Annotated in this window: 4 protein-coding genes and 1 pseudogene; 4 read left to right on the top strand and 1 reads right to left on the bottom strand. The window is 58.8% G+C overall.

What is annotated here, in order from left to right:
* The 4 genes and pseudogenes from G3480_RS28035 to G3480_RS29335 all read left to right on the top strand — a co-directional run.
* A partial coding sequence (locus tag G3480_RS28035) for a hypothetical protein (RefSeq protein ID WP_206171904.1) occupies window positions 1-240 on the top strand: 240 nt, incomplete at its 5' end.
* Window positions 241-343: 103 nt separating this feature from the next.
* Window positions 344-1046 (top strand): annotated as a pseudogene (locus tag G3480_RS25800) (GDP-mannose 4,6-dehydratase); the annotation flags it as partial.
* A 4-nt stretch (window positions 1047-1050) separates the two neighbouring features.
* Window positions 1051-1803, top strand: a complete 753-nt coding sequence (locus tag G3480_RS25795) for a glycosyltransferase family 2 protein (RefSeq protein WP_164657071.1) — start codon at window positions 1051-1053, stop codon at window positions 1801-1803.
* 95 nt (window positions 1804-1898) lie between these two features.
* Window positions 1899-2621 (top strand): transposase, encoded by a 723-nt coding sequence (locus G3480_RS29335; protein WP_338114226.1) that lies wholly within the window; start codon window positions 1899-1901, stop codon window positions 2619-2621.
* On the opposite strand, the gene G3480_RS25785 is transcribed toward G3480_RS29335, so the two are convergent.
* Window positions 2594-3124, bottom strand: a 531-nt coding sequence (locus G3480_RS25785) for a transposase (protein WP_164657069.1), incomplete at its 5' end; no start/stop codon positions are given. The two genes, G3480_RS29335 and G3480_RS25785, sit on opposite strands and share 28 nt — an antisense overlap.

The following is a 3124-nucleotide window of genomic DNA, read 5'->3' as shown; positions in this document are numbered from 1 at the left end:
TCCGTGGGCATCTCTGGCGTTTTGGTCGACATCAGACGATACCGCCTGCGTCCCTCTGCCGCCAACCCTTTCGAGTCCGTCACCATCGATAGGGGCCTCGCCGAGCCCTCCCGCCAAGGCTCAAAAATGGCCAAAGTCGAGTTTACGATGCGTGAAAAAATTAACGAGGGGTCAAGTTTCGGCGTTCGGGCCTTCCGACCCCCTCTAATTTTCAGCCCTCACGATACTTCAAGCAGTTAGCTTTCTGGGAGACTGCCAAAATGGCCAAAGTCGAGTTAAAATGAGGATGAATGTTGAACCGTTACTTAGGGATTCTTGAGGCGATTCGAATTCTCGGGCTCGGGAGAAGGCCCTCTTCTATCCACGTGGCCCTATGCCGTCGCCAAGCTCTATGCTTATTGGATCATTGGATCATTGGATCATTGGATCATTGGATCATTGGATCATTGGATCATTGGATCATTGGATCATTGGATCACCGTGAACTATCGCGAGGCTTTTGGCGTCTTTACGCCTGCAACGGCATCTTGTTCAATCATGAATCGCGCGTTCGGGGCGATGCCTTGGTCACCCGCCGCGCGCTCGCAACGGTCGAACTCGGGCTCCAGGATTGCCTCTACCTCGGCAGCCTCGACGGCAAGCGCGACTGGGGTCAAGCCCGGGACTGTGTGGGGAGGCACTGGTCCATGCTTCAGCAGAAGCCGGAGGATTTCGTCATTGCTACGGGCGTCCAATGCAGCGTTCGCGATTTCGTCGAGGCCGCAGCTCGGGGGTTCGGGATGACGATCGGGTGGTCTGGCGGGGGTATCGACGAGATCGGTGCCGATGGACGGGTGCTCGTGCGGTTCGATCCGCGCTTTTTCTGTCCGACCGAGGTGGAGGCGCTGCTGGGGGATCCAGCCAGGGCAAAGGAAAAGCTCGGCTGGGGGCCGAAGACGAGCTTCGCCGATCTTGTGACGGAGATGATCAGAGAAGACCTCAGGACTACGAAGCGCGACGAACTCGTTAAGACGCCCGGCTTCAAGGCGTTCGATCGTCACGATTGATGGTATGTCCCAGGATCCGCTCATCACCGTCGCGGTTCCGTCCTTCAATCAAGGCCGCTACCTCAATGATGCCTTGGAGTCCATCTTCCGACAGGATCTTTCGCTCGAGGTCTATGTCCTCGACGGGGGCTCGACGGATGAGTCTATCGACATTATTGAGCGATGGTCCGGGCTGCTTGCGGGATGGCGAAGCTGGCCAGACGAAGGGCAATCGGCGGCCATCAACGAAGGTATTGCAATGGGTCGTGCCCCCTTCGTCTGCTGGCTCAACAGTGACGACTGGCTCTTGCCCGGAGGGCTGGCCGTTTTGCTTGATGCCTTGCTTGAGTTCCCGGAAGCGTCGGCCGCTTACGGGCGTGCGTGGAATTTCGAGCAGCGCACGAGTAAGCTTCGTCCTGCGCTGGTCATGCCTTTCCGAGAGTGGCTGTTTGCGCAGTTCTGTCTCATCTCGCAGCCGGCAACCTTGATGCGGCGCTCGGCCTGGGAGGCCGTCGGTGGGCTCGATGCTTCTCTCCACATGGCGATGGATTATGATCTTTGGTGGAGGCTTCAGAAGGCTAGCGGGCCGCTCCGGTTCGTCGATGCCTTCGTCGCGGTCAATCGTGATCACGACGAAACAAAGACACACACCCGGCGGCATCAGCACTACCGCGAGGCCATGGCCGTGGTTGGTAGGCACTATGGCCGGGTGCCGCTAAAGTGGTGGTTTGCTCAGCCCTATGCCGTTTGGTATCGCTCTCTCAGGAGGCGGGGCTGAGTCCATGCCTTCATGTTTTCCAAGAGCCATTCGCGCCGTCTCTAAACCGCTGATTTTAAAGAGTCTGCAAGACTGATCGACTTTCGTTTATCCCAATGTGGAACGAAGGACCAATGGTTTGCGCGTGCGCTGAGCGGGGAGCGCGAAAAACTCACCCCAGTGGGCCGCGCTCGGGTGGAAATGGGGCGGCCGCCAAGGGATCATCGTCGCTGTCGAAACGATCCCTATTGAAGGAGGACCCCATGTCGGCAATGGTGCAACCGAGCTTGTTTTCGTGGGATGCCCTCGAGGCGCGCAGCGACCTCGATCGGCTTCACCTGGTGCGTGAGCATCTCCCCGATGGGCGTGTGGTTCAGTACCTTGAGGTCATGCGCGGGCACGGGCGCGATGATTACCCGGTGCGGGCGATGTGGAACGCGCTGCTCGCTGGCATCGTCTATCAGCATGAGGGTTTGGAATCGCTCCTGCGCGAACTCGCGCGGAATCCTAGCCTGATGGAGGCCTGCGGCTTTGATTTCCTGTCGATTCAGCGCAAGCCAGTGCCTCAGGTGGTGAACGATCCCGAGACGGGCCTCGTGCGCATTGAGAGCCCGCCCCTGAGGAGGCGGTACGCGCCGTGCCCTTGCGTTGAAACTTTTCACGCTTTCTGGCCAATGTCATTGACTTCGAGGAGGCGCTCGGCATGGTCAGCGAGATGGCGGTCATGCTGCGCGAGCAGCTCATGGCTGCGCTGCCTGATTTCGGAACACGGTAGTGCAACAGAGTGGAAATCCCGAGACTGTTTAATCATTTATGCCGCGAGTGGCTTTCCCTCATAGGTCCAGCGGAAGGGCTTGGCCAACGTGCGATTGAAGAAGTCGATGAAATCGCTAATGCGTTTCTGAAGATCGTCGATGGAGGTGAAGTTGCCACGGCGTAGGACTTTGCGCGCCAGGATCGAGAACCACATCTCGATCTGGTTCAACCACGAGGCGTGCTTGGGGGTGAAGTGAAAGACGATGCGATGGCTCGGATCGCTGAGGAACGCGGTGCGCGTGGCCATGGACTTGAGGATGCCGTAACGCTCCTTCACGCCGAGGTCGCCCTCGAAACCGATGGCCTCGGCGATGAGGCGCACAACCGCCTCGGAGCAATGGATGTTGAGGTTGTCCATGACCAGATGCCAGGGTGTATGGGCTGGACGCTGGGCGAGCAGTGCGGCGAGATAAGCGGCGAAGTCCTCGCTCGTGCGGGTCTCACCGAGGTGGTAGAAGACCTGCCCGGTGACCACGCAGAAGGTCGCGATGAGGGTGAGGGTGCCGTGGCGGATGTATTCGAATTC

It is taken from the genome of Thiorhodococcus mannitoliphagus, assembly GCF_010915725.1.
Taxonomy (GTDB): domain Bacteria; phylum Pseudomonadota; class Gammaproteobacteria; order Chromatiales; family Chromatiaceae; genus Thiorhodococcus; species Thiorhodococcus mannitoliphagus.
The sequence above is the reverse complement of the archived record's forward strand: the minus strand, read 5'-3'. Positions and strand labels throughout refer to the sequence as shown.